Source organism: Marivita sp., assembly GCF_051859345.1.
Taxonomy (GTDB): domain Bacteria; phylum Pseudomonadota; class Alphaproteobacteria; order Rhodobacterales; family Rhodobacteraceae; genus Marivita.
On record NZ_JBHYFV010000017.1, the window covers coordinates 57,849 to 79,449 of the forward strand.

Here is a 21,601-nt window from a genome sequence, read left to right on the forward strand (position 1 = left end):
GCTCTTGCAAGAGCCTTGGCGCTTACCTCAGATGGTCCACCACCATCAGGTGTTGCGCCAGCGTCTGCACCTCGTTCAGCCAGCGTTCCACCAGTTTCGGATCATGCGGGGCCGGGCTGACTCCCGCCGCGATCTCGCGGTTCAGCACCGCCTCGATCGCCAGCGACACCGGCACCGACACAAGCCGCGCCATCGCCGTGCCGCGTGCATCACCCCAGGCATCCATCACATAGGTCTTGTGCCAGACCGGGGTTCCGTTCTTTTCGGCCAGCAAATCGACACAAAGCACCACGCGGTCCGCCTCGTCCGGGCCATAGGCGTTCCTGGCCAGCAGATCATCGGCCATCTCGGTCAGGCGGGCATCGTCCGCCGTTCCAACCTCGGCAAAAATCTCGCGCCACGCCTCTGTCCAGCCATTGAGCCGCAAGGTGCCGCGGACAAATTCCTTGACCTGCCAGCGCGGATCAAACCGGTAATCCGCCATGAAGGGCAGACTGTCGCGGTTCGGGTAGACCTCGAACGCCTCGGGTTGCGGCAGGGGCGCGTCATAGCGGCTGATCGCATCCCAGGGGCGTTTGACCTCAAGCTCGGTGAAGTGGCGGATGGATTTCGACGGCGACCGCAGCGCCTTCAGAACCCCCACGGGCGCCCAGCTGAACTTGTAGCGAAATGCATTGGCGACCTTCGGCACACCGCCGCAGTAGGATTTGAAAGAGATCACGTTCTCAACATCATACGCGGCACTCTTGACGTAATCTGCCACCAGATGATGCGCCATCAGATGATCGATGCCGGGGTCCAGACCGACCTCGTTTACAAGCGCCACACCAGCCTGGCGCGCGGCCGAATCCAAATCGCGCATCTCCGGCGAGATATAGGACGACGACACGAAATGCGCGCCGTGGTCGATGGCGATTTGCGCCAGTTGGACATGCCAATCGCCAGGCAACATGGACACCACCACATCGCCGGGTCGCACCGCGTCAGCCAACTCAGCCGGGTCAAAGACGCGGATGTCGTCGATCAGATCACCCACCGCCGCGCGGGCCTTGTCCACCGTCCGGTTCCAGACAACAACGGCATGCCCGTCCTGGATCAGCCGTCGCAGGCCGGGAACCGAAGAAAGACCCGTGCCACACCAATGAACCGTCATGTCGTCACCTCTTGCATATGTTGGTCGAAATAGGACTTCGCGCGTCCCCAGACGCCGCTGTCGATATCAGCCAACGCCTTGAGATGCGGCAATAGCTGACCGGCGAAATCCTCGGAGGATTCGCGCGGCATGAGGGACGGCAGATTGTCGATGGCCATCACGTCGAGCGGAGGATCATCGCAGGCACGGATCACCGGCGCGTTCCAGCTTGTGACGTGATCATAGACCTTGATCGGAGAGAAATCACTGTCGGGATCACACGCGATGTCGCCGATGACCCGCAACGCGCGGGGGCGCTGGCAGGTGTCGGCAGGCACAAAGACAGGTGTGCCCGGACGCGCCAGGATGCAGTTGAAAAACAGCGTGTGATCAAGCACTTCCGGAAAAGGACCGCCCTGCGCGGTTTCTGCCATATCCCACTTGGTGACGGGTACGCCAACCGCGTGACACAGGTCGCTGGCACCGGTGCCGACCCGACCCAAAGCACCGATGACCAAAGCCGTCGGCGTCGCGCCACCAAGTGCCGCAGTCACGTCGTCGCGCATCGCACTGGATGAGGGCCAGGTGCTCACCGAGGGGCAGGGCGTCCCCGCCTGTTGTGCAGCATAAGCCAAAAGCGACACAGCTGCCCCAGCGTAGCCCGCCCAATAGCCAAAGGCCGCGACGCGGCGCCCGTCGGGATCTTCGAGATATTCCAGATCATAAAGCGTTCCACCCCCCGCCTTGAACCGCGCCAACAGGCGTTGCCCGGCAGGCTGGCCCTTATAGGCGTGGCCGAACATGATGTGGCGATGGCGAAGCGCCGACCCATTATCCGGTAATTCCTTTAACCCGAAAATAATGGCATCGCCCGGCGCATCGTCCCACCCCCCCTCTGGCGCAATTGCCGCCCCGGCTGCGTCATACTCGGCCGTCGGGATCACCCGTGTCGGGCTGTCCTCAACCGTCACCTGCACGCCGTCTGCCACAAGCGCCGCGACTCCATCGGGCAAAAGGCCCACACGTTCTTCATTCTCGCGGCTCTCGGCGCGCACCCAGAGATGGGTCATGACGTCCCCTCATTTCGACTCGCTGCACCCTAGCCAGCGCAGATCACGGACAAAAGCCCTGTCTCGGGCTTCTTTGGGCTCTAAATACCTCCGCCGGAGGCAAACCCGAGGCCGCAGCGCAAAGCGCGAGGACCGAGAAAACCTGCGCGCGCGTGAGCGCGCTCAATTCCGTCAGCGCCCCTCAGAAATGGGTTTGGGCAAACAGCCGGTCCGGCGTGTCGAGATGGGGCAGCGCGTTGAACTGTGTCAGCGCCAATTGCCCCTCGAGCGGCAGCCAGGAACTGACCGACGTGTTCTGGATCGAAAGGCACACATTGCAGAATGCCGACATCTCGAGGCCCAGTGTCAGGCGCATCGCCATGCCGATCAGGCCACCCGATGTGACGACAAGCGAACGGCCGGGCAGGGCGCTGATTTCGGTCAGGGCCTCCGAAACGCGGGTTTCGAAATGATCAAACGTTTCCGGGGCGCCTTCGAGCCTGCCTTCTTGCCAATGCCGGAACAGGGTCGGCAGGTGGCGCACAAACCCTTCGCGGGACGTTGGAAGGGTGATACCATGCTGCTCTGCCATCAACTGGGACAGGGTGAAATATTCCAGCTCGTTCAATCGCGCATCGCGGGTGATGGGATCGGGGGTGTCCGCAGCGATGCCATCGGCAGTTTCGACATGCCGCCGCAGGGTGCCGGTCCAGACATGGGCGTAGATATCACCCTTGTCGCGAAAATGATCGCCCAGCCAGCCCGATTGCCGATGACCCAGGGGACTGAGCCGGTCATAATCGCCTTCGTCTCTGGCCCCGGTATTGGCTTGTCCGTGGCGGACCAGAACGATGTGCGACATGCGGCCTCGGGTGTCTTGGAAAGCAAAGAAAAACGCGCCCGAGAGGTCGGGCGCGCAAAAGCGGGTGCGTCAGCGGATCAGGCTTCGTTCATGATCTGGGTTTTTGCCACAATCATCAATTCCGCCATCTTGGCGCGAATCTCTTCATCCGAAGCCTTGCCGCCCAGATCGCCAGAAACCTTGCGCACGACGTCTTCGTGACCGGCTTCCTCGAAATCGGACTTGACCACTTCCTTGGCATAGTCGGTTGCATCGTCGCCGGATTTTCCAAGCAGATCTGCGGCCCAGAGACCCAACAGTTTGTTGCGGCGGGCTTCGGCCCGGAACTGCATTTCCGCATCATGGGCGTATTTGTTCTCAAAAGCGTTTTCGCGATCATCGAAGGTCGACATGAGGGCGTTCTCCACGGGAAGTGTTTGCGTTCTGTCCGATATGGCCCGATGCGCCGCGCGGTTCAAGTGCGCGCGTTGCTTGCGGCATGTCCCTGCATGCACTAAGAGGCAGTCAAACGCAGCCGTTTTCTGCATGTGCGGACGGCGATGCGCACAGCTTTTTCGTGCCATCCGGCGCATTGACAGAAAGACCTCACATGGCCCGTCGCAAGAAGATTTACGAAGGCAAAGCCAAGATCCTGTATGAAGGCCCGGAACCGGGCACGATTGTCCAGTATTTCAAGGACGATGCGACCGCGTTCAACGCCGAAAAGCGCGACGTGATCGACGGCAAAGGCGTGCTGAACAACCGCCTGAGCGAGTTCTTCATGGTGGGCCTCAATTCCATCGGCGTCCCGACGCATTTCCTGAAGCGCCTTAACATGCGCGAACAGCTGGTGCGCCAGTGCGAGATCATCCCGCTTGAAGTGATCGTGCGCAATTTTGCCGCTGGTACGATGGCCAAGCGTCTTGGGATCGAGGAAGGCACACCGCTGCCGCGCCCGATCGTCGAATATTGCTACAAGGACGACAAGCTGGGCGACCCGCTGGTCACCGAGGAACATATCGCCGCCTTTGGCTGGGCCAGTCAGCAGGATATGGACGACATCCTGAGCCTTGCGCTGCGGGTCAATGATTTCATGTCCGGGCTGATGTACGGCGTCGGAATCAAACTGGTGGATTTCAAGATCGAGATCGGCCGCGTCTATGATGGCGACTTCCAGCGCCTGATCGTGGCGGATGAGATCAGCCCGGACAGCTGCCGGTTGTGGGACATCGAAACCGGACGCAAGCTCGACAAGGACGTGTTTCGGCGCGATCTGGGCAATTTGGCCGATGCCTATACCGAGGTGGCAAGGCGTCTGGGTGTGATGCCGCAGAACGCAACGCCGATGGAAAAGCCGAAGCTGATCAACTGACGGCGCGCCCTTTGGTGGGCGGAGCAAGTGCATATTTGGAAAAAGAAGAAGGGGGACGGTCGCGCCCCCGGACAATGCGGAGACAATCATGAAGGCACGGGTGCATGTCATGCTGAAGGACGGAGTTCTGGACCCGCAAGGCGAAGCGGTGCGCCATGCCCTTGGCGGGCTGGGCTTTGAGGGTGTTCAAAAGGTGCGTCAGGGCAAGGTGATCGAGCTTGATCTGGCGGATGGCACATCCGAAGACACGGTGCGCGCGATGTGCGAAAAGCTGCTCGCCAACACGGTGATCGAAAGCTACCGGATCGAGATGAGCTGATGCGCGCGGCGGTTGTTGTTTTCCCCGGATCGAACTGTGACCGGGATCTGGCCGTGGCGTTCCGCGAGGCGGGATGCCAGGTCGAGATGGTCTGGCACAAGGACACGTCCTTGCCCGACGGCATCGACATCGTCGGCATTCCCGGCGGGTTTTCCTTTGGTGATTACCTGCGCTGCGGGGCAATTGCGGCCAATTCGCCAATTTGTGACGAGGTCAAGGCGCATGCCGACCGGGGTGGGTTTGTTCTGGGCATCTGCAACGGTTTCCAGATCCTGACCGAGACCGGATTGCTGCCCGGTGCGCTGCTGCGCAATGCGGGGCTGAAATACATCTGCCGCACCGTTCCTCTGATCGTTGGGACCACGGACTGCGTTTATACCAGCGGCTACGAAGTGGGGCAGGAGATCGCGATTCCGATTGCGCATCATGATGGCAATTACACTGCGTCCGACGACATTGTTGCGCAGTTGCGTGCCGAAGACCGGATCGCGTTTCGCTATGGCGACAACCCGAACGGGGCCACGGCGGATATCGCCGGTATCCTGTCGGCCAATCGTCGCGTGCTTGGCATGATGCCGCACCCGGAGAGGGCGGCGGATAAAAAGCATGGCGGCACCGATGGCCGCGCCCTGTTTTCCAGCCTCGCCAGTGCATTGGCAGCGGCATAGCGCCGGTTGACAGTGCTGTGACGCGCCGCCGCTTGAGCGGCGCGCGCGATCTGTCTATCTTCGGGAAATGGCCACAGGCACCTCATTGATACGTCAGACCACCCGGTCGGGATCGCTTTCGTGGCGTGTGCGGGTGGCTTTGACCCTCTTGACAGCTGTGGCGGTGGTAACGGTGTTTTTCACCAACCGCTATCTGACGGACAGGTTTACGGAAAGCACCCGCAATCGCGCCGAACTTCGGCTGGCGCTTTATTCCGGCAACCTTGTGTCCGAACTGCGCCGCAACGCGATTGTGCCGCAGCTTCTGGCACGCGATCCAGCGCTGATCGGTGCGCTGAATTCGGCCGATTTCTCGCAAAGTTCCCAGCGGCTGATTTCATTTGTCGATGAAATCGGAGCGGCTTCGCTGATGCTTTTGGACTCCGATGGTCGGACGGTGGCGGCAACCGATCGGGAACGGTTGGGGGCACAGCACCGCAACGCGGCCTATTTCGTCGAGGGGTTGCGGTCCAATGCCACCGTGTTCACCTCGCAGCGCGAAGAGGTGGGGAGCTTCAATTTCAGCTATTCGCGGCGGATCGAAAGCCAGGGCCAATCCATCGGTGTGATCGTGGTCGAGGTGGACCTGGCCAAGTTCGAACGCGCCTGGGCCGGGATCTCGGATGCGGTGCTTGTCACCAACAGCGAGGGCGAGATCATCCTGGCGACAGAACCGCGCTGGCGCGGCCAGACGGTCGAGACCGCTTTGGAACGCCAGCCAGCGGACAGCGCCATTGAACGCGCGATCCGGGCCACGGCAGATTGGACGGCCGTTCCGGCGGATGCGTATTTCCAGGGCGAGGCGGTGATGCGGATCGAAGGCCGTATCCCGTTCCGCGGCTGGAACATGGTCTCGTTCACCACCTATGCCAGTGTTCGCGAACGAGTGAATGCGGTGCTGGCGCTCGAGATCATGGTGTTTGCGATTCTTCTTGCCCTGGCGTTCTATGCGCTGAGCCGCAAGACGGCGCTGCGGATGGCGCTGTTCCAGCGTGAGTCGGCAGAGCTTCGCGCATTGAACCAGCGGCTACAGCGGGAAATCGCCGAGCGTGAACGGGTTCAGGAAACCCTTGCCGTCGCGGAACAGACGCTGGCACAAAGCTCGAAACTGGCCGCCTTGGGCGAGATGTCGGCAGCGGTCAGCCACGAATTGAATCAGCCGCTGGCGGCAATGAAAACGTACCTTGCCGGGGCCAAGCTCTTGATGCGCCGCAACCGGCCGGATGAGGCCTTTGCCGCCTTTTCCCGCATCGACGATCTGATCGAGCGGATGGGAGGCATCACGCGGCAGCTCAAGAGCTATGCGCGCAAGGGACAAGAGGCGTTTTCGCCTGTGAATATGGGTGATGCGCTGGCGTCGTCGCTGTCGATGATGGAACCCCAGCTGAAATCGCGGAAAGTGAAGATCACCAAGATCCTGCCCGAAGACAAGGTGCTGGTGATGGGCGACCGGATGCGGATCGAACAGGTGATGATCAACCTTTTGCGCAACGCGCTGGATGCCACCAAGACCGTGTCCGACCCCCAGCTCGAGATCATCCTGGCCAGCGGCGAGACCGCGACGCTGACCATCCGCGACAACGGGTACGGGATTGAAGACCTCGATGAACTGTTCGAGCCGTTCTACACCACCAAGCAACCCGGCGACGGCGTCGGGCTGGGGCTTGCCATTTCCTCGGGGATCGTCAACGACCTAGGGGGACGATTGCTGGCCCGCAATGCCGAAGGCGGTGGTGCGGTGTTTGAAATGCAATTGCCAATATTGAACGATCAAACGCAGGCGGCGGAGTGAACCCATGGGCAAAGCCATGAAGATTGCCATTGTCGACGACGAAAAAGATATGCGCCAGTCGATCAGCCAATGGCTGGCCCTGTCTGGCTATGACACCGAAACATTTTCCAGCGCCGAAGAGGCGCTTGGCACAGTGGGCGCGGATTATCCGGGGATCGTGATCTCGGATATCAAGATGCCGGGCATGGATGGGATTCAGCTTTTGCGCAAGCTGATGGGATCGGATTCGGCGCTTCCCGTAATCATGATTACCGGTCATGGGGACGTGCCCATCGCGGTCGAGGCGATGCGGATCGGCGCGTTCGATTTCCTGGAAAAGCCGTTCAACCCGGACCGGATGTCGGACCTGGCCAAGAAGGCCACCAATGCACGCCGCCTGACGCTCGACAACCGGGCACTGCGGCGCGAACTGGGTGACGGCACACAGTTGATGCGCAAGCTTATCGGAGCGAGCGCGGCGATGGAGCGACTGCGCGAGGATATCCTCGATCTGGGTCAGGCCGACGGGCATGTTCTGATCGACGGCGAGACCGGCACCGGCAAGACGCTGGTCGCCCATGCGCTGCATGCGGTCGGCAGCCGGGCCGGCAAGAAATTCGTTCTGATCTCCTGCGCGGCGATGGATGAGGACACGCTGATCCGGCGGTTGTTTGGACCGATGTTGCCCGATGACACACGCCTGCCTGCGGTCGAAGAAGCCCGCGGCGGAACGCTGGTGCTCGAGGATATCGAGGCGCTGTCGGATGCGGCACAGGCGCGTCTGCTGACCATGATCAACGATCAGGGAACCCCACCGGAAACCCGCATCGTGGCCATCAGCAACCTTCAGGACGAAGGGCGCACGTCGGAAGATGCGTTGCGTCCCGATCTTTATTATCGGCTTGCCGCCCTCAAGATCACGGCACCGCCCCTGCGCAACCGGGGTGAGGATATCCTGACGCTGTTCACTGCCCTGGCGGACCAGTTTGCGGATGAATATGGCTGCGAGGCGCCACAGGTCAGCGCGCAGGAAGCCGCGCAGCTGTTGCAAGCGCCGTGGCCGGGCAATGTGCGCCAGTTGATCAACCTTGCGGAACGTGCCGTGCTGCAATCGCGCCGGGGCACCGGCACCATCGCGTCATTGCTGATGTCCGATCATGACGAGATGCAGCCGGTGATGACAACCGAAGGCAAGCCGCTCAAGGAATATGTCGAGGCGTTCGAGCGGATGTTGATCGACAACACCATGCGTCGTCATCGCGGGTCTATCGCGTCGGTCATGGACGAACTGTGCCTGCCGCGCCGGACGCTGAACGAGAAGATGGCGAAGTACGGCTTGCAGCGCGCCGATTATCTCTAGGCGAGGAAGCGGTTGGAGGAGGGCTTTTCGAAAAGCCTTCCCCCTCCCCTATTCAACCGGCCGCGCGCATGAGCATCCCGTAAAGGTCACGCGGGTTGTCCGGGTCTGCCAACAGGTCAAGCGGCAGGTTCAGTCCGGTTTCCCGCGTCAGGTCGTGCACCACCCGCAGGGCCGAGAAGTCTTCGATCGCAAAACCCACGCTGTCGAACAGAGTGATCTCGCGCGCATCGCGTCGGCCCGGTAGCGCTCCGGTGATCACCTGCCACAACTCGGTCACCGGATGGTCCGGGTCAAGCTGCTGAATCTCGCCCTCGATCCGGGTCTGGGCCGGGTATTCCACAAAGATCGACGACCGGTGCAGGATCGCTTCGGCCAGTTCCGTCTTGCCAGGGCAATCGCCGCCGATGGCGTTGATGTGGACACCGCTGCCCACCATGTTGTCGGTCAGGATTGTCGCGTATTGCTTGTCGGCGGTGCAGGTCGTCAGAATCTGCGCGCCTTCGATGGCGGCTTCCGCGCTGTCGCAGGCGACAACTGTCAATCCGGTCCCGGCGAGGTTGGAAGCGCATTTGCGCGTCGCCTCCGGGTCTTTGTCATACAAGCGGACGGTGGTGATGCCGCAAATCGCCATCATGGCAATGCTTTGGAACTCGGCCTGCGCGCCATTGCCGATCATCGCCATCGTGTCTGCCCCCTTGGGCCCAAGGTGCTTGGCCGCGACCGCAGACATTGCAGCGGTACGCAGCGCCGTCAGCAGTGTCATTTCGGACAGAAGCACAGGATAGCCCGTGTCCATGTCGGCCAGCAGGCCAAAGGCGGTGACGGTCTGCAATCCGTCGGACGTGTTCTTGGGATGACCGTTGACGTATTTGAACGCGTAGAGCGTGTCATTTGCCGTCGGCATCAGTTCTATCACACCCACCGGGCTGTGCGCCGCCACGCGCGGCGTCTTGTCGAAACTTTCCCAACGGCGGAAATCCTCTTCGATCGCACCGGCGATGCGGGTGATCATCTCGGGAAGGCCGACACGATGTACAAGCTGCATCATGTGATCGACAGAGACAAATGGGACAAGGGCCTTGTCTGACGGTTGCATGGTACTTTTTCCTTACATCATCCGGGGGGTGGGGCGGTCAAAGATGCGACGGCCAAGGGCGGACGCGGCCAGGTCGACCATCAGATGGGCGGTGCGGCCGCGCTCATCCAGCATCGGGTTAAGTTCGACCAGATCAAGCGATGTCATCAACCCGCTGTCGGACAGCAGTTCCATCACCAGATGGGCCTCGCGGACAGTTGCGCCGCCGGGAACGGTGGTCCCGACCGCCGGTGCATGGGCCGGGTCAAGGAAATCCACGTCCAATGAAACGTGCAACGCGCCACCCGCATTGGCAACGTCGGCAAGGAACGGGGTGAGCAGGGCTGCCACGCCGGATTCGTCCATCGCGCGCATGTCGTAGCCGCGTAAATCCGTCTGTTCCATCAGTGTGCGTTCCGCAAGATCGACCGAGCGCAAACCGATGATGCAGGTCTGGCTGGCAGGGACGGTCACCGGCAGCGCGGGGAACCCGTCAAAGCCCGATTGGCCGGTGGCATAGGCGAGGGGCGTTCCGTGCAGGTTGCCGGACCCGGTGGTCTCAAGCGTGTTGAAGTCGCTATGCGCATCAAGCCACAGCACGAATTGCGGGCGGCCTTCCTGTGCGGCATGTGCCGCCACTCCGGGGACGGTGCCAAGCGACAAGGCGTGATCGCCGCCAAGGAAGATCGGCAAGCCCTGCTGCATCGCCGCTTGCGCCCGCCGCATGAGGGCGGTTGTCCAGCCGATGGTTTCGCCAAGGTTGACCAGACCCTCACGCTCTTGAACATCGTTGCTGTCCGGGCTGACATCACCCAGATCCGTCACGCGGTGTCCAAGATCGCTTAGCGCGCGGGCAATCCCGGCGGTGCGATAGGCATCCGGCCCCATCAGACAGCCCTTGCGCGCCTTGCCGCAATCCAGCGGCGCACCAACCAATACGATATCCCGAGATGTCATCCAGATGTCCTTTCCGTGTTGTGGCTGGATATAGTGGCCAAAATGGAATGATTGGAACTGTTCAAAGTGAACAAAATGAACTACTATTTCTCAAATTGTAAATCGGAATAGTCATATTGGACGATACAGACAGAAAGCTGGTGTCGGTGTTGCGCCATAACGGTCGGGCGTCCGTGTCCGATCTTGCCACCACCCTTTCCCTGTCGCGCGCGACGGTGCGGGCGCGGCTGGATCGGTTGCAGAACGCCGGCGATGTGGTGGGCTATACGGTTGTGCTCAAGGAAGACGTGGCGCGCGATCCGGTACGGGCGCTGATGATGATCGGCATCGAAGGGCGCGGCACAGACCGGGTGATCCGCCAGTTGTCAGGCCTGCCGCAGGTGCGCGCCGTGCATGCCACGAATGGTCGGTGGGATGTGATCGCGGAACTGGGCACGGACACGCTCGAGGCGTTGGACGATGTCCTGTCACGCATCCGTAAATTCGACGGGGTGACGCAGTCCGAGACGTCCCTGCTGTTGTCGACCCGCAAAAGCGGTGTCTAGGTCGGCCTGCGGGCCGCAGCGATCCAGACAGCGACCAGAGCCAGCGACGCGATCATGTTCCAACTCGCCATCGACAGACCCATCAGCGACCACGCCACCTCGTCACAGCGCACCAAGGGCGCGTTCATGATCTGGTCGAACAGCTGGTCACTGGACAGACCGCCAATCGGTCCCGACGTACAGGTGGTCGGGCCTTCCCACCAGCCACGTTCAACGCCGGTGTGATAGGCGCCGACCGCTGCTGTTGCAAAAGCGGCCAAGGCTCCAAACCATGCCAGCATCGCGGTCCCAAAGTGTAGGGCGATCAGGCCGATGACAATGGCCACAACATGCGGATACCGCTGCCAAATGCACATCTTGCAGGGCGGCAGACCGCCGATGTACTGAAACCCGAACGCGCCGATCATCAGCGCCAGTGACCCGGCTGCGGCCAGCAGCATCAGCATCCGTCGATCAAATGTCACAGGAACCTCACCACATAGAAGCCGCCAAGCAGGACAAACACGAAGATAGTGAACATAAGGCCCAACCGCTTTTCGATGAAGGTGCGCACCGGCGCACCGAATGCGCGCAGAAGACCCGCAACAACGAAAAACCGCAAGCTGCGCGCGATCACGGATGTGACAACAAATGTGCCAAGGGGCATCGCTGTCCAGCCCGACATGATGGTGATGACCTTGTAGGGAAACGGTGTCACGCCAGCGATCAACACGGCCCAGAACCCGACGCCGTTGAAGCGGTCGTTGAATTCCGCCATCGAGTCGGCCTTGCCCAACGCGCTGAGGATGGGTTCGCCCAATGTCTCGTAAAAGAAATACCCGATCGCGTAGCCCAGCATCCCGCCCATCACGGAAGACACCGTCGCCACCAGCGCAATCACCCATGCCCGCGACGGGCGGGCAAGGATCATCGGGATCATCAGAACATCGGGCGGAATCGGGAAAACAGAGCTTTCGACAAAGGCGACCACCGCCAGAACCCAAAGCGCGCGGGGATGGTCGGCCAGCGACATGGTCCACTGATACAGGCGTTGTAACATAGAGGCTCCGCGATGAGGTTGCGCGGCTAAGACCATGAGGGGTAGGTTGGGTCAAGCCCGCTGCGCCCTGATGCGTTTTTCTGCTGGACGCCAATCTGTCGCTTGGGTAGGGATTGCGCGTGGCCCAAGTGGCGGAATGGTAGACGCAGGGGATTCAAAATCCCCCGGCTTAACGGCCTTGTCGGTTCGAGTCCGACCTTGGGTACCAATCGCTTAGACAGTTTTCTTCATCCATCACGTTAACGCGTGGGGGTGCAAAACGTGACTTGGACCTTGGCCGGATTTCCAGAATCAAGGCGCAGAATCGTCAACGGTTCTGTGATGATTTTGCGCCAAGTGCGGCGGTGCTTTCACGAGTGGTCCATCACCAGAACGGTGCCAAGACGCGGGGCAATTGCGACCGCTTTGGGAATGGCCCAGATCACCGGACAAGGAGCATGGCGCGGAACCGGCGCGTCCAGATTGCGCCAGATGAACATGGCAGCCACGAAGGGCAACAGCGCGATGACGTAGCGGAGCGGTTCGTTCTCCATGATCACCCGCGCAATCAGACCCGGCCCCACGCCGCGCCGGGGCAACAGGGCAATGAGATGCAACACCTTGCGCGGGACCGATCCGGTCTCAAGTGCCTTGGGGTTCCAGACAGTGTCCGGGATCAGGATGAACACGCTCTTGCTTGCCGAGGTAGCACCGGACCGGCACGCGGCAAAGTGCGCACTGCGTTTTTTGCGTGCCCGGTCTTCCCATTGCTGTCCGGCGTGATAGCTCAGGCGCATGGTGTTGACTGTTCAAGACGTGACGAAATCGTTTCCAGGCGCAGATGGCGATGTGCCGGTTCTGCGAGGCGTGACACTTGGCTTGGCGCGGGGTGAAACGCTTGCCCTGACCGGTGAATCCGGGTCCGGGAAAAGCACTTTGCTGCATCTGGTGGGCGGGCTTGATACCGTGGACACTGGCACGATCATGGTCAATGGACGCGAGATCACCACGATGAACGACACCGCGCGGGCGGCGTTGCGGCGGTCGGATGTGGGTGTGATCTTTCAGCAGTTCAACCTGATCCCGTCATTGACGGTGCAGGCCAATATCGCGTTTCAGGCCCGCTTGGCCGGGAAACATGACGCCGTACAGGTGGCCCGAATGTCAGAGGCTTTGGGTCTGACACCGCATCTGACGCGGTATCCCGAGGCGCTTTCCGGCGGTCAGCAGCAGCGGGTCGCCATTGCCCGGACGCTGGCGGCGCGCCCGAGCCTTGTTCTGGCGGATGAACCGACCGGCAATCTGGACGAGGCAACGGCATCGGATGTGCTGGACCAGATGCTGGAGTTGGTGCGCGAAACGGGCGCGGCGCTTCTCATGGTCACCCATTCGCAAAGCGTCGCCAGACGGATGGAGCGCCACGTTCATCTGAGCCAGGGGCGCCTGATGTGATCTGGACCACCCTGACCGCGCTCTTGTCGCATTGGCGGCGCAATGGGCTTCAGTTCTTCGCCCTGATCAGCGGGCTGGCGCTGGCCACGGCGCTTTGGTCGGGTGTTCAGGCGATCAATGCAGAGGCGCGGGCAAGCTATGATGCCGCCGCCGCGACGCTGGGGGAAGGGCAGTTCGATCAACTGTTGCCCCGCTCCGGCGATGGGATCGACCAATCCACCTATATTGCGCTGCGACGGGCCGGATGGCAGGTGTCGCCGGTGCTAGAAGGGCGGCTGGAGACGCAAGACGGGCGTGTTCGGATTGTCGGACTTGATCCGTTGACCGCACCGGGCGCCATCGCGCCTGTGGGGATGCAGGAAGACGCCAATCTTGAAGATTTCCTGACGCGCGGCGTGATGTTCGCCAATGCCGACACTGCGTCGCGTCTGAGCGGAGTCGTGTCACAACGGGTGATCGTCGATCCCGCTGTGGCACCGGCTGTGGCGTTGACCGATATCGGCGTGGCGCAACAGGTTCTTGAGGCAGGCGCAACCCTCAGCCGCCTGATCGTCGCGCCGGAACAGCCGATGGGTTTGGTGGATATTGCCACCGTTGCGCCGGATCTTGTGCGACACTCTGCACAGGACGCCGGGGCGGATCGGCTGACCGACAGCTTTCACCTGAACCTGACCGCGTTTGGATTGCTCAGTTTTGCGGTGGGCATCTTTATTGTTCACGGCACCATCGCGCTGGCCTTCGAGCAACGACGCAGCATGGTGCGCACATTGCGCGCGCTTGGGGTGCCGCTCAGAACGCTGGTGGGCTTGATGATCGCGGAACTGGTGCTGTTTGCGCTGGTTGCCGGCGCGATTGGCGTCGCCTTGGGATATGTGATTGCGGCGATGTTGCTGCCCAATGTCGCGGCAACCTTGCAGGGGCTTTACGGCGCATCGGTGACCGGGACGTTGCAGCTTCGCGCGGATTGGTGGCTGTCGGGCATGGCGATCGCAGTGGTCGGCACAGGGTTCGCGGCGTCAGGGGCGCTTTGGACCATCGCCCGTATGCCGCTTTTGTCAAGCGCGCGACCCCGCGCCTGGGCGGTTGCGTCGGGTGTCACCGCATGGCGGTTGGGGGCCATTGCCGGGGCGTTGTTTGCGGCTGGGGCAGGGATCGCGATCTGGGGTCAGGGGCTCATCCTTGGGTTCGCGCTTTTGGCCTGTGTTCTGATCGGGGCCGCGCTGATCCTGCCGCTGTTGTTGCACGCTGCGGTGACGCTGGGCAACCATCTGGCGCGCAGTGTCCTGTGGCAATGGTTCTGGGCAGACACCCGCCAGCAGGTGCCGGGAATGAGCCTTGCCTTGATGGCGTTGCTTCTGGCGACGGCGGCGAATGTGGGCGTGTCGACGATGGTGTCGAGCTTTCGGGTGACATTTGTCGATTTCCTTGATCAACGGCTGGCTCCCGAGCTGTTCATCCAGATCGAGGACGCGACGCAAAGCCCTGATCTTGAATCCTATCTTCTGGCCAATGCACGCGAGGTCCTGCCGCTTCTGTCGGTGGACACCGAGATCGCGGGAGTGCCATCGGACCTGTTTGGCGTCCGGGTTGGCCCGACCTACCGCGAGAACTGGGTGTTTCTTGCCCAAACCCCGGATGTCTGGGACCGAGTCGCGCGTGGAGAGGCGGCGGTGGTCAGCGAACAATTGGCGCGGCGGGCGGGGATCTGGACGGGCGATCCTGTCACGCTTGCCCCTGATCTGACCTTGCCGGTTGCGGCGGTGGTCGCGGATTATGGCAACCCGGTGGGACAGGCCCTGATGTCCGAACCGCTGTTCCATCGTCTGTATCCGGACCGTATTCCGCTCAGGTTCGGGGTGCGTACGGATGACCCTGACGTACTGCGCCAAAAACTGGTCGAGGACTATGGTCTGCCCGAAGCGGCCATCACCGATCAGGCGCGCATCAAGGCGTTTTCGCTCGACGTCTTCGAACGCACCTTTACCGTGACCGGCGCGCTCAACGTGTTGACCCTCGCGGTGGCGGCCTTTGCCATCCTGATGAGCCTTCTGACCCTGGCCTCGCTTCGTGTGCCGCAACTTGCCCCGGCCTGGGCGCTTGGCCTGACACGCCGCACATTGGGACGGCTGGAGTTGCTGCGCGCGGTTGTCCTGGCGTTGGTGACAACCTGTCTTGCCATTCCGCTTGGTTTGCTGCTGGCGTGGGTGCTGCTGTCCTATGTGAACGTAGAGGCGTTCGGGTGGAAATTGCCGATGTACCTGTTTGCGGGCCACTACGCGCTTTTGACCCTGTTTGCGCTTCTGGCTGCGGCGCTTGCGGCGGCTTGGCCGGCATTCCGGTTAAGTCGGACACCACCCTCGGAGCTGCTCAAGGTGTTTGCCAATGATCGCTAGGATGCTTCTCTTCATGATCTGGTTGCCGGTTCAGGCGATGGCGCAGGGGTTCGCTGGCTTGGGCACCGATGCTGAAGGATTTGCCGTGCCGACCCCGAACCCGGTGTTCGACTTTCCGCAGGACCATGGCGCACATCCGGAGTATCGGATCGAATGGTGGTATCTGACCGCGAACCTGTCCGGCCCGGATGGCACAGCTTACGGGGTTCAGTGGACCTTGTTTCGCTCGGCCCTTGCGCCGCAAACGCGCGATGGCTGGTCCGATCCGCAGGTCTGGTTTGCCCATGCGGCGCTGACGACCCCGACCCGGCATCTGGTGGCCGAACGCATCGCGCGCGGCGGGATTGGGCAGGCCGGTGTGACGGTGCGCCCCTTCGAAGCCTGGATCGACGATTGGCAGATGGGGGGGCCGTCCTTTGACAACCTGACAGTGACCGCGCGCGGGGCAGACTTCGCCTATGATCTGGGACTGCGCGCCACCGGTCCACTGGTGTTCCATGGGCAGGATGGGTTTTCCGTCAAATCGGCACAGGGTCAGGCCAGCTATTATTATTCCCAACCCTTTTACGAGGTCTCAGGCACCCTGACACTGCCGGACGGTGATGTTCCCGTAACCGGATCGGCGTGGCTGGACCGGGAATGGTCCTCGCAGCCCCTGGCAGAGACGCAATCCGGGTGGGACTGGTTTTCCCTGTCATTCGACAGCGGCGACAAGCTCATGGGGTTTCTCTTGCGCGAAGACGACGGCACGGCCTTTTCTTCGGCGACGTGGATTGCGCCGGATGGCACCACAACCACCTATCCCGATGGCGCATTCGCGGCCCAGCCGCTGTCCAGCCACATGGTTTCAGGGCGTGATGTGCCAACGATATGGGCGGTGCAACTGCCCGACAAAGCTGTGGATGTGACGGTAAAGGCGGTAAACCCGGACGCGTGGATGACGGTTTCGATTCCCTATTGGGAAGGCCCGGTCACTGTTGACGGCTCGCACACCGGACGCGGCTACCTGGAAATGACCGGATATGACTGATCCCAACGACCTTGCGGCGTTTCTTGATCTTGGCTGGCGGCACCTGACGCGCGGCGTGGCCGACCGGCACGCGGCGGCGCGCCATCCGGTCTTTGCGACAGTATCCCCCGACGGCCATCCAGAGGCGCGGACGGTGGTCCTGCGCGCAGCGAGCCGGAGCAATGGCACGGTTGAAATCCACACCGATGGCGGGTCGGACAAGATCACATCGCTGCGCGCCAATCCGCTGGCACATCTTGTGATCTGGGACGAAAAATCCAACCTTCAGATCAGGTTGTCCACATCTGTCACGATCCAGCAGGGAGAAGCGGTTGCCACCAGGTGGCACAACGTGTCCGATGGGTCGCGTATGGCATATGGGGCCACTCCAAGACCCGGAACGCCGATTGCAAACGCCCATGCCTACAAGAAACTGGCAAGCCTGGACTGGTTCACCGTGTTGACCTGCCGGATCGAATCAATCGAGCTGATGCAGCTTGCAGATCCACACAGGCGCGCTGTCTTCAACGCCCTTGACGGTTGGAAAGGCGCGTGGTGGGTGCCCTAACGTCACTTTTTTGGTGTTCGGCAAAAGAGGTATCACAATAATTGGCATTTTTGACTTGATTTGAAGTGTTTCTTGAGTAGTGTCACGGCCACCGACGAAAGTCGTAGCAGGCACACAGCCGATTGCGCCCGAAAGAGGCAGCGATCGAAAGAAAATGGGACGGAAGAGGAGAGCCGTCCCATTTTTTTGTCCGCAATCTTATCCACAAGCTAGCGATGCGGGTTGTTCGCCCGCCACAGCGTCCACGCGTCGGGTGTGTCCAGATCGGTCAGCGCGTTTTCGCCGGGAAGGGCGAGTCGAATCAAACGGTTCCGGTTGGCGTGCAAAATCGCCCGCGCGCCTTCGTCGCCGGTCAGCGTCAGGAACTCCGACATCAGGTCAGCGGGGAAAATCACCGGGTGGCCCGGAGTGTCATCGGCACCGGTGGCCTGTACCAGAAACGCGCTGCTGGCATCTTCGAAAGCCTTCACCACTTGGCGCAGATCGTCTTCCGTCAGGTCCGGCATGTCTGCGGGCAGGATCATGACTCCCTCGGCATTGTCCGGCACCGCCACCGCGGCGTGACGCAAAGAGGCGGACATTCCGTCCTGCGCATCGGACACCGGGATCTGACGAACCGCCAAGCCCACCAACGCGTCGGCACGGCGGTGGCTCAGAGAGGGCAGGGTGACGATCACGTCATCGCTCACCGCCAAAGCGCGCGTAGCCACGCCTCGCAAGAGGGCTGTCCCGTCCACAGGCTCCAGCAATTTGTCGCGGTCGCCCATCCGGCGGCTCGCCCCGGCGGCGGGAATCACAAGTGTTATTCTGGTCATCCACCCAGTCTAACCGCGCATCTGCGCCCCGTCAGCGTCGTAAAGCGGGGTTGTGACCAGTGATGCGTCACACATCTCGCCGAGGATCTCGATCTGCGCGGTTTGACCCTCGGTCGCGTGGGCGCGTGGTATCAGGCCAAGCGCGATGGACTTGCCCGCATGGTGTGAATAGCCGCCAGACGTGCAGAAGCCGCGCACGGCGCCGTCGATCCAGATTGGTTCATAGGCATTCACATCGGCATCGTTCACGGCGACCTCGAAGGCGCAGAGCACCCGATCCGGCGGGGTGGCGCGTTCCGCCTCTGCCGCCGCGCGGCCGATGAAATCCGCGTTTTTGGACCACGCGATAAACCTGTCCATCCCGGTTTCCGCTGGCGTGTAGTCGGGCGAAAATTCGGATAGCCACGACCCGAAGAACTTGTCGAGCCTGAGCGACATCATCGCCCGCATCCCGAAAGGTCGCATCCCATGGTCCTGCCCGGCAGTCCAGAGCGTGTGCCAGAGCTGCCGCTGCGCGACGGGTTCGCAGTAGATCTCGTAGCCCAGCCCACCCGTGTAGCTGACCCGCTGCACAAGGCAGGGCGTCATGCCGATGGTCATGGGGCGCACATCCATGAACTTCAGATCGGTCGCATCGTGCGTCACCGCGTCCAGCACGCGACGGGCGTTCGGCCCCGCGATCTGGAAGCCGGTCAACTGGTCCGACACGTTGCGCACGATCACACCGTCGGCTGCGTTCTGCTCGAACCAGCGCATGTGGTAGGCTTGCGCGCCATAGCTGGCGGTCAATTGGAAATGGGTGTCGGACAGGCACGAGATGGTGAAATCCCCGATCAGCCGTCCCTTGTGCGACAGCATCGGCGTTAGCGACAACCGCCCTGGTTTCGACACGCGCCCGGCCATGACGCGGTCAAGCCAATCGCGGGCATTAGGACCAGTGACTTCGTACTTGCCGAAGTTCTGAACCTCATTGATTCCAACGGCTTCACGGACGGCCTTCACCTCGCGTGCGGAGGCGTCCCAGGCGTTGGACCGGCGGAAGCTCGGGGTCTCAAAGCGGGGTTCGTCCCCCTGAGCGAAGTAATTTACCACCTCCAACCCGAATTGCGCGCCCCAGACCGCGCCCATGCCGTCGAAGGTGTCGTACATCATTGTCGTGCGGTTGGGCCGCGCGGCGGGCAGCTCCTCGTTCGGATAGCTGACGGAAAAGCGCTTCTGGTAGTTCTCGATCACCTTGGGCAGGGTATAGCCGGGGCTGATCCAGTCTCCGAACCGCGCCACGTCCATCGCCGTCACATCGCGTTCGCATTCGCCTTCGATCATCCACTGCGCCAGCATCAGGCCAACGCCACCGCCCTGGCTGAACCCGGCCATGACACCGCAGGCCGACCAGTAGTTTCGCAGACCCGGAACCGGCCCGACCAGCGGGTTGCCATCAGGTGCAAAGGTGAACGGTCCGTGAATGACAGACTTGACCCCGGCGCGTTCAAGGACGGGGAAGCGTTTGTAAGCGAATTCAATGCTTTCCTCGATCTTGTCAAAGTCATCTGGCAAAAGCTCGTGGCCGAAAGTCCACGGCGTGCCACCCACTGCCCAGGGACGGCAGGGCTGTTCGTAGAACCCGATGCACAGCCCGCGCCCTTCCTGCCGCAAATACGACTCTCCGGCGGGGTCCATCACATGCGGATGCTCGGTCTCGCGCTCATCGATCTCGGGGGTCTCGTCGGTGACGATATACTGGTGCTCCATCGGGTGCAGCGGCAGATAAACCCCCGCCATCGCGCCCACTTCGCGCGCCCAGAGACCGCCTGCGTTGACCACGTGTTCAGCATGGATCGTGCCTTTGTCGGTGACGACGTTCCAAGTCCCGTCCGGGCGCTGCGTGGTCTCGGTGACCATCACATGGGTCTCGATCGTGGCCCCGCCCATCCGGGCTGCCTTGGCATAGGCATGGGTCGTGCCCGACGGATCAAGATGCCCGTCCAGCGGATCGTAAAGCGCGCCAAGGATGCCGTCGAGATTGGTGATCGGCGCGATCTTGGCGATCTCCTCCGGCCCGACGATCTGCGTGTCCAGCCCCATGTAGCGATGCTTGGCCCGTTCTGCGAGCAGCATGTCGAACCGGTCGCGGTTGTCGGCCAAAGTGATGCCGCCCACATGGTGCAGCCCGCAGGACATGCCGGTGATCTCTTCGAGTTCCTTGTAAAGCCGGATCGTGTAGCCTTGCAGCGCCGCCATGTTGGTATCGCCGTTCAGCGTGTGAAAGCCGCCCGCCGCGTGCCATGTCGATCCGCTGGTGAGTTCCGAGCGTTCCACCAGCATGACATCCGACCAACCCAGCTTGGTCAGGTGATAGAGCACCGACACACCGACGACACCGCCACCAATCACCACCACACGCGCCTGCGTTTTCATCCGATCTCTCCCTGATCTCTTGTGCCGACCATGTGGCGGGCCTTCCTCTTGCGTCCTGCCGGAAAACGACATCCCGTGTCGGCTTGTGGCAACCGCCTTCATCGCCGGATCGAAAGGGTGGGGCCAACATGCACGGAGGCGCACAGGATGAAAACCCACGCTCAGGCAGTCGTCATCGGGGGCGGTGTCATCGGCTGTTCGATTTTATACCATCTGGTAAAATTGGGCTGGACCGAAGTGGTCCTTCTCGAACGCAATGAGCTGACCAGCGGCAGCACATGGCACGCAGCCGCCAACATCCACGGGTTGCATGACAGCACCAATATCAGCCGCATACAGCATTACACCATGAACCTCTACAACCAGCTCGAGGCAGAGACGGGCCAGAGCTGTGGCGTGTTCCAACCGGGGTCTCTGTATCTTGCCCAGACCGAAGCACGCGAACACCAGCTGCGTCTGCAGGCGGCCAAGGCGAAACTCTACGGTATGAACTTCCACGAGGTCAGCCGCACCGAGGCCGAGGCGTTGCATCCTCTGGTGAATTTCGATGGCATCCGCTGCATCATGTATGAACCCGATGGCGGCAATGTCGACCCGTCCGGTGTGACGGCGGCTTATGCCGCCGGGGCTCGCCTGAAAGGCGCGGAAATTCATCGCTTTACGCCCGTCACCGCAACTGACCAGCAGCCCGACGGCACATGGATCGTGCGCACGCCCAAGGGCGACATTCACACGCCCTGGGTGGTCAACGCCGCGGGCCTCTGGGGCCGCGAAGTGGCTGCGCTTGCAGGGATAAGGCTGCC

General features: G+C 61.7%; 22 protein-coding genes and 1 tRNA gene. 12 read left to right on the forward strand and 11 right to left on the reverse strand.

The features are described from left to right. Positions 1-22 precede the first annotated feature (22 nt). From ACTIEN_RS12605 to ACTIEN_RS12620, 4 genes are all read right to left on the reverse strand, one after another. Positions 23-1,153 (reverse strand): saccharopine dehydrogenase family protein, encoded by a 1,131-nt coding sequence (locus ACTIEN_RS12605; protein WP_439523494.1) that lies wholly within the window; start codon positions 1,151-1,153, stop codon positions 23-25. Continuing rightward, positions 1,150-2,202, reverse strand: coding sequence for a saccharopine dehydrogenase (locus ACTIEN_RS12610; protein ID WP_439523495.1), 1,053 nt, complete (start codon positions 2,200-2,202; stop codon positions 1,150-1,152). Before ACTIEN_RS12610 ends, ACTIEN_RS12605 begins: the two co-directional genes overlap by 4 nt. Positions 2,203-2,383: 181 nt before the next feature. After that, complete coding sequence (locus ACTIEN_RS12615; protein ID WP_439523496.1) at positions 2,384-3,043, reverse strand: histidine phosphatase family protein; 660 nt, start codon at positions 3,041-3,043, stop codon at positions 2,384-2,386. 77 nt (positions 3,044-3,120) lie between these two features. Then, positions 3,121-3,435 carry a DUF1476 domain-containing protein gene (locus ACTIEN_RS12620; protein WP_439523497.1) on the reverse strand — a complete coding sequence of 105 codons (315 nt, stop codon included), beginning with the start codon at positions 3,433-3,435 and terminating at the stop codon, positions 3,121-3,123. A 197-nt stretch (positions 3,436-3,632) separates the two neighbouring features. On the opposite strand from ACTIEN_RS12620, the gene purC reads away from it, so the two are divergent. The 5 genes from purC to ACTIEN_RS12645 all read left to right on the forward strand — a co-directional run bounded on the left by purC (position 3,633) and on the right by ACTIEN_RS12645 (position 8,551). Further along, entirely contained in the window at positions 3,633-4,394 is a 762-nt protein-coding gene (purC, locus tag ACTIEN_RS12625; protein ID WP_085631071.1) for a phosphoribosylaminoimidazolesuccinocarboxamide synthase, read from the forward strand. An 88-nt stretch (positions 4,395-4,482) separates the two neighbouring features. Beyond that, positions 4,483-4,713: a phosphoribosylformylglycinamidine synthase subunit PurS gene (gene purS, locus ACTIEN_RS12630; RefSeq protein ID WP_439523498.1), complete on the forward strand. Its 231-nt coding sequence runs from the start codon at positions 4,483-4,485 to the stop codon at positions 4,711-4,713. Then, positions 4,713-5,381: a phosphoribosylformylglycinamidine synthase subunit PurQ gene (purQ, locus tag ACTIEN_RS12635; protein WP_439523499.1), complete on the forward strand. Its 669-nt coding sequence runs from the start codon at positions 4,713-4,715 to the stop codon at positions 5,379-5,381. The genes purS and purQ overlap by 1 nt, the downstream gene beginning before the upstream one ends. Before the next feature lie 67 nt (positions 5,382-5,448). Further along, positions 5,449-7,212, forward strand: coding sequence for a sensor histidine kinase (locus tag ACTIEN_RS12640; RefSeq protein ID WP_439523500.1), 1,764 nt, complete (start codon positions 5,449-5,451; stop codon positions 7,210-7,212). 4 nt (positions 7,213-7,216) lie between these two features. Then, positions 7,217-8,551 (forward strand): sigma-54-dependent transcriptional regulator, encoded by a 1,335-nt coding sequence (locus ACTIEN_RS12645; protein WP_439523501.1) that lies wholly within the window; start codon positions 7,217-7,219, stop codon positions 8,549-8,551. Positions 8,552-8,603: 52 nt separating this feature from the next. Here the strand turns inward: ACTIEN_RS12645 and ACTIEN_RS12650 are convergent, their stop codons facing one another. Then, the gene (locus ACTIEN_RS12650) at positions 8,604-9,647 is read right to left on the reverse strand and encodes an ornithine cyclodeaminase (protein ID WP_439523502.1); all 1,044 of its coding nucleotides are present in this window, start codon (positions 9,645-9,647) and stop codon (positions 8,604-8,606) included. A 12-nt stretch (positions 9,648-9,659) separates the two neighbouring features. Beyond that, positions 9,660-10,583 carry an arginase gene (rocF, locus tag ACTIEN_RS12655; RefSeq protein ID WP_439523503.1) on the reverse strand — a complete coding sequence of 308 codons (924 nt, stop codon included), beginning with the start codon at positions 10,581-10,583 and terminating at the stop codon, positions 9,660-9,662. 116 nt (positions 10,584-10,699) lie between these two features. Between rocF and ACTIEN_RS12660 the strand changes: the two genes are divergently transcribed. Continuing rightward, positions 10,700-11,128: an Lrp/AsnC family transcriptional regulator gene (locus ACTIEN_RS12660; RefSeq protein ID WP_439523504.1), complete on the forward strand. Its 429-nt coding sequence runs from the start codon at positions 10,700-10,702 to the stop codon at positions 11,126-11,128. Here ACTIEN_RS12660 and ACTIEN_RS12665 read toward each other — a convergent pair. After that, complete coding sequence (locus tag ACTIEN_RS12665; RefSeq protein WP_439523516.1) at positions 11,125-11,574, reverse strand: disulfide bond formation protein B; 450 nt, start codon at positions 11,572-11,574, stop codon at positions 11,125-11,127. The two genes, ACTIEN_RS12660 and ACTIEN_RS12665, sit on opposite strands and share 4 nt — an antisense overlap. A gap of 14 nt (positions 11,575-11,588) precedes the next feature. Beyond that, positions 11,589-12,167: a YqaA family protein gene (locus tag ACTIEN_RS12670; RefSeq protein ID WP_439523505.1), complete on the reverse strand. Its 579-nt coding sequence runs from the start codon at positions 12,165-12,167 to the stop codon at positions 11,589-11,591. A 122-nt stretch (positions 12,168-12,289) separates the two neighbouring features. On the opposite strand from ACTIEN_RS12670, the gene ACTIEN_RS12675 reads away from it, so the two are divergent. After that, positions 12,290-12,375: transfer RNA gene (locus ACTIEN_RS12675), tRNA-Leu, on the forward strand. A 142-nt stretch (positions 12,376-12,517) separates the two neighbouring features. Here the strand turns inward: ACTIEN_RS12675 and ACTIEN_RS12680 are convergent. After that, positions 12,518-12,943, reverse strand: a complete 426-nt coding sequence (locus tag ACTIEN_RS12680) for a hypothetical protein (RefSeq protein ID WP_439523506.1) — start codon at positions 12,941-12,943, stop codon at positions 12,518-12,520. On the opposite strand from ACTIEN_RS12680, the gene ACTIEN_RS12685 reads away from it, so the two are divergent. The 4 genes from ACTIEN_RS12685 to ACTIEN_RS12700 are packed head-to-tail and all read left to right on the forward strand — an operon-like array spanning position 12,942 to position 17,568. Continuing rightward, positions 12,942-13,598 carry an ABC transporter ATP-binding protein gene (locus ACTIEN_RS12685; RefSeq protein ID WP_439523507.1) on the forward strand — a complete coding sequence of 219 codons (657 nt, stop codon included), beginning with the start codon at positions 12,942-12,944 and terminating at the stop codon, positions 13,596-13,598. The two genes, ACTIEN_RS12680 and ACTIEN_RS12685, sit on opposite strands and share 2 nt — an antisense overlap. Further along, positions 13,595-15,991 (forward strand): FtsX-like permease family protein, encoded by a 2,397-nt coding sequence (locus ACTIEN_RS12690; protein ID WP_439523508.1) that lies wholly within the window; start codon positions 13,595-13,597, stop codon positions 15,989-15,991. The genes ACTIEN_RS12685 and ACTIEN_RS12690 overlap by 4 nt, the downstream gene beginning before the upstream one ends. Then, positions 15,981-17,021: a lipocalin-like domain-containing protein gene (locus ACTIEN_RS12695; protein WP_439523509.1), complete on the forward strand. Its 1,041-nt coding sequence runs from the start codon at positions 15,981-15,983 to the stop codon at positions 17,019-17,021. The genes ACTIEN_RS12690 and ACTIEN_RS12695 overlap by 11 nt, the downstream gene beginning before the upstream one ends. Then, positions 17,014-17,568: a pyridoxamine 5'-phosphate oxidase family protein gene (locus ACTIEN_RS12700; protein ID WP_439523510.1), complete on the forward strand. Its 555-nt coding sequence runs from the start codon at positions 17,014-17,016 to the stop codon at positions 17,566-17,568. The genes ACTIEN_RS12695 and ACTIEN_RS12700 overlap by 8 nt, the downstream gene beginning before the upstream one ends. 209 nt (positions 17,569-17,777) lie before the next feature. Here ACTIEN_RS12700 and ACTIEN_RS12705 read toward each other — a convergent pair whose 3' ends face one another. After that, positions 17,778-18,383, reverse strand: a complete 606-nt coding sequence (locus tag ACTIEN_RS12705; RefSeq protein WP_439523511.1) for a nucleotidyltransferase family protein — start codon at positions 18,381-18,383, stop codon at positions 17,778-17,780. Between the two features lie 9 nt (positions 18,384-18,392). Then, positions 18,393-20,798: a GcvT family protein gene (locus ACTIEN_RS12710; protein ID WP_439523512.1), complete on the reverse strand. Its 2,406-nt coding sequence runs from the start codon at positions 20,796-20,798 to the stop codon at positions 18,393-18,395. A gap of 147 nt (positions 20,799-20,945) precedes the next feature. On the opposite strand from ACTIEN_RS12710, the gene ACTIEN_RS12715 reads away from it, so the two are divergent. Then, the coding region (locus tag ACTIEN_RS12715; RefSeq protein ID WP_439523513.1) for an NAD(P)/FAD-dependent oxidoreductase at positions 20,946-21,601 on the forward strand (656 nt) is incomplete at its 3' end.